Below are 4,895 nucleotides of genomic sequence, written 5' to 3'. Positions count from 1 at the left end.
AGAAAATTGAAAATGAAATTTCGCAAAATGTAGAAGAAATAATAATTTCAGAAGAACCACTTGATATTAAAAGTGAATCACAAAATGTAATTGTAGAAGAACTTGAAGAAAATAAAAAATTACTTGACCAAATTGAATTAGGAACAACTGAAAAACCAAAAGATTTCAAATTACCTCCAACAACATTTTTTCAAAGTTCTCCAAAAAATCAAAAATCAAAGATTTCTGAAGCAGTAATTGATCAAAAGATTGGTTACTTATTAGATAAACTTTCAATGTTTAGAATAGAAGGTGATGTTGTAAGAACTTATACAGGTCCTGTTGTAACAACTTTTGAATTTAAGCCAGCACCAAATGTTAAAGTATCTAAAATTTTAAATTTACAAGATGATTTGGCAATGGCATTAAAAGCTCAAACAATCAGAATTCAAGCACCAATTCCAGGAAAAGATGTAGTAGGAATTGAAGTTCCAAATGAAGATGTTGAAACTATTTATTTAAAAGAGATGTTAGAAAGTGATATTTTCCAAAATTCTAAATCACCATTAACAATGATTTTAGGAAAAGACATTGTTGGAAAGCCATTTATTACAGACCTTAAAAAACTTCCTCATTTATTAATTGCAGGAACAACGGGTTCAGGTAAATCGGTTGGTATTAATTCAATGATTTTATCACTGTTATATAAAAACTCACCAGATAATTTAAAGCTTGTTATGATTGATCCAAAAATGCTAGAATTTTCAATGTATAATGATATTCCACATTTATTAACACCAGTAATTACAAAAGCAGGTGATGCAATTAATGCACTAGCTAATATGGTTGGTGAAATGGAAAGACGTTATACATTAATGTCTCAAACTAAAACAAAAAATATTGAAAACTATAATGAAAAAGCAAAAAAAGAGGGACTAGAAAACTTCCCTTATATTGTAATTGTAATTGATGAGTTGGCTGATTTAATGATGACAAGTGGTAAAGATGTTGAATATTCAATTGCGCGACTTGCACAAATGGCTAGAGCATCAGGTATTCACTTAATAGTTGCAACTCAAAGACCATCTGTTGATGTTGTAACAGGACTTATTAAAGCAAATTTACCAAGTAGATTATCTTATAAAGTAGGGCAAAAAGTAGATTCAAAAATTATTTTAGATTCTATGGGTGCTGAATCACTTCTTGGGCGTGGAGATATGTTATTTACACCTCCTGGAATGTCTGGACTTGTTAGAATACATGCTCCATGGTCAAGTGAAAACGAAATAGAAAAAGTTGTTGATTTCTTAAAAAGTCAGCGAGATGTTGACTATGATATGAGATTTATAAAAGATAGAAATAGTAGTTCTATTTCACCTAGTGATTCTGATGATGATTTATCAGATTTAGATGAATTATATAATGATGCAAAAGATGTAGTTTTAAATGATAAAAAGACTTCAATTTCATATATTCAGAGAAAACTTAGAATAGGTTATAACAGAGCAGCTACTATTATTGAACAATTAGAGAAAACAGGCGTACTTTCTAAGGCTAATACTAAAGGAAATAGAGAAATTTTAGTTTAATTATGATAAACTAATCTAAATTATTATAAACAAGGAGTATGTTATGAATACAAGTATTGTAGGAAGACACATAGAATTAACTGAACCAATTAAAGAATATATTAACACATCTATAGAGGTATTTAAAAAATATAACTTAGATATTATTTCTGTAAACTCGATTATTTCACAAGATGAAAAACATGGTAAAAAAGCATTTTCTTTTGAATTTACTTTAAATATCGCTCATTTAGATACAGTTGTAGTTAAACAAAAAGATAAAGATTTATACGCTGCAATTGATATTGCTGTTGATAGAGTTTCAAAAGTTTTAAGAAGACACCATGATAAAATTTCTGGTCATAAAGCTACTAAATTAACTGAAGTTGATTCTTCTATTATTGAAGATAAGATTGCACTTGAGTTAGAAAACTTTGAAGAGGAAATTACTCCTGTTAGATTATCATCATATAAACCAATGGATATTGAAGAAGCATTAATTGAACTTAAAAATTCTGATGCACAATTCAAAGTATTCTTTGATAAAGATGATAATATGAGAGTACTTTACAAAAGCAGTATTGAAAGTAAATTTGGATTATACTAATCTAAATTCTTACTAGAATGAAGGTACCAGTTATGAATGGCTGGTGCCTTTTTTCGTTTAATAATACACAAAAATAGGATTTAAAAAAATATGAATAACACATTAAAGAAAATTGCGCTAATTGGTCAACCAAATGTTGGAAAATCGTCGCTATTTAATAGAATTGCACAAAAAAGAATTGCAATTGTTTCAGATCTAGCAGGTACAACAAGAGATATTAGAAAACATGAAGTTGAAATTCTGGATAAAAAAGCATTAATGCTTGATACTGGTGGAATTGATGAAACAAATGATGCAATATTTTCAAATGTAAAAAGAAAAGCAATTGAAACAGCTAAAGAGGCTGATATAATACTTTTTATGGTTGATGGAAAAAATATACCTGATGACAAAGATAAAGAATTATTTTATGAGCTTCAAAGATTAGGAAAAGAATTAGCATTAATTGTTAATAAAATTGATAATGATAAAGAATTAGAAAGACTTTGGGAATTCTTTGAGTTTGGAATTTCTGATGAAAATTTATTTGGAATGTCAGTATCTCATAATAGAGGTACAAAAAATTTATTTGAATGGATTTATAAACATTTACCAGATAATGAAAATGCAGGTGAAGAAGTTCTAGAAGCTAGTGTTCAAGAACCAGAAGAATTAACTGATGAAGAAGCATTAGAATTAAAAAGACAACTTGAAGAAGAATCAAATAAAGATATTAGAGTAGGAATTATTGGTAGAGTTAATGTTGGTAAATCATCAATATTAAATGCTATTACAGGTCAAGAAAGATCAGTTGTTTCTCCAATTGCAGGTACTACTATTGATCCAGTTGATGAAACATTTGTATATGCTGAAAAAAATGTAACATTTGTTGATACAGCTGGTTTAAGAAGAAGAGGAAGTATTGATGGTATTGAAAAATATGCATTAATGAGAACAAGAGAAATGCTTGATAAAGCAAATGTTGCTCTACTTGTTTTAGATGCTTCTACGGGATTAACAGATTTAGATGAAAAAATTTCAGGACTTGTTGATGAATATGGTTTAGGTACAATCATTGTTCTTAATAAGTGGGATGAAAATATGGAAACTTTCAAAAAAATGGAAGAACAAATTAGAGGAAGATTTAAATTCCTTTATTATGCTCCTATTATTGCAGTTTCTGCTAAAACTGGAAGATCAATTGATAGATTAAAAGATAAGATTATTGAAATTCATTCAAATTATACACAAAGAATTCCAACATCTGCACTTAATAGAGTAATTGAAAATGCTGTTATTAGACATGCACTTCCAAGTCCAAATGGTTGTTATTTAAGAATTTACTATTCAACTCAGTTTGCTACGAAACCACCAAAAATAGCATTAATTATGAATAGACCAACAATGTTACACTTCTCTTATAAAAGGTATTTAATTAATTTCTTAAGAAGTAACTTTAATTTTGAAGGTTGTCCAATTCATATTATAGCTCGTGGAAAAAATGATAAAATGGGTGATGAGGAATATTTAAAAGAAGATTAATTCAGGAGTTTTTTTGAATAATTTAAAAAGCAATGTTTTCGCAGGTATAACTGCATCAATTGTCGCACTACCATTAGCATTAGCTTTTGGTGTTGCAAGTGGCGCAGGTGCAATTGCTGGTTTATATGGTGCGATTATACTAGGTTTTTTTGCTGCATTATTTGGAGGAACTTCTACTCAAATATCTGGACCAACTGGTCCTATGACTGTAATTACGGCTACTGCTGTTGCGACTTTTCCTAATGATCTTTCTTCTGTTATGAGTGTAATCTTTTTATCAGGTCTTATTCAAATTTCATTTGGAATAGTTGGTATTGGTAAATGGATTAGATATATTCCATATCCTGTAATTTCTGGTTTTATGAGTGGTGTTGGTGTAATTATTCTTATTTTACAAATAAACCCGTTTTTAGGTGTTGCTTCTAATAGTTCTATTATTTTAACTATTACAAATCTTTTTGAAACTATCAAACTTGCAAATTATGAATCACTGATAATTGCTACAATTACATTACTTATAATGTTTTTCACACCAAAAAATATAAGTAAAGTTGTTCCCTCTGCATTAATTGCTTTGGTTTTTGTGACTTGCTTTAGTATTTATATGTCTTATAGTGTTGATACAATTGGAAATATTCCAATGGGCTTCCCAGATTTTATATTGCCTTTTTCTTTTGATTTATTAAATTTAAAAGATATTATTACTTTAGCATTAACATTGGCATTACTAGGTTCAATCGATTCTTTATTAACATCATTGGTTGCTGATAATATGACTAAAACAAAGCATAATCCTAAAAAAGAGTTAATAGGTCAAGGAATTGGTAATACTGTATGTTCATTTTTTGGAGCAATTCCAGGTGCTGGGGCTACAATGCGAACAGTAATAAATATAAATAGTGGTGGTACATCAAAAATATCAGGAATTGTTCACTCTATTTCTCTTTTATTAATTGTTCTTTTTTTAGCTCCATTTGCTGAACAAATACCACTTGCTGTTTTATCTGGTATTTTAATAAAAGTTGGTTTTGATATTTTAGATTACAAGTTTCTAAAAGTAATTACAAAAGTTTCAAGACAAGATTTACTTATTATGGTTACAGTTTTTTTATTAACTGTTTTTGTAGATTTAATTATGGCTGTTGGAGTTGGTATTACAATTGCTTCAATTCTTGCAGTTTATCAGGTTTCAAGAAAAACTAGAATTAAAATTCAAAGAA

The 4,895-nt window shown here is 28.5% G+C and carries 4 protein-coding genes; all 4 read left to right on the top strand.

Going from position 1 to position 4,895, the window contains the following annotated elements; genetic code table 11:
• The coding region (locus ACERKK_RS11205; protein ID WP_373773163.1) for a DNA translocase FtsK at positions 1 to 1,568 on the top strand (1,568 nt) is incomplete at its 5' end.
• A 43-nt stretch (positions 1,569 to 1,611) separates the two neighbouring features.
• Complete coding sequence (gene hpf, locus ACERKK_RS11200) at positions 1,612 to 2,154, top strand: ribosome hibernation-promoting factor, HPF/YfiA family (protein ID WP_373773162.1); 543 nt, start codon at positions 1,612 to 1,614, stop codon at positions 2,152 to 2,154.
• Between the two features lie 90 nt (positions 2,155 to 2,244).
• Entirely contained in the window at positions 2,245 to 3,675 is a 1,431-nt protein-coding gene (gene der, locus ACERKK_RS11195; protein ID WP_373773161.1) for a ribosome biogenesis GTPase Der, read from the top strand.
• Positions 3,676 to 3,688: 13 nt separating this feature from the next.
• Positions 3,689 to 4,895, top strand: a 1,207-nt coding sequence (locus ACERKK_RS11190) for a SulP family inorganic anion transporter (RefSeq protein WP_373773160.1), incomplete at its 3' end; no start/stop codon positions are given.

The sequence above is a fragment of the Poseidonibacter sp. genome (assembly GCF_041821165.1).
GTDB lineage: Bacteria > Campylobacterota > Campylobacteria > Campylobacterales > Arcobacteraceae > Poseidonibacter.
This window is presented reverse-complemented; position numbering and strand designations above follow the sequence as displayed.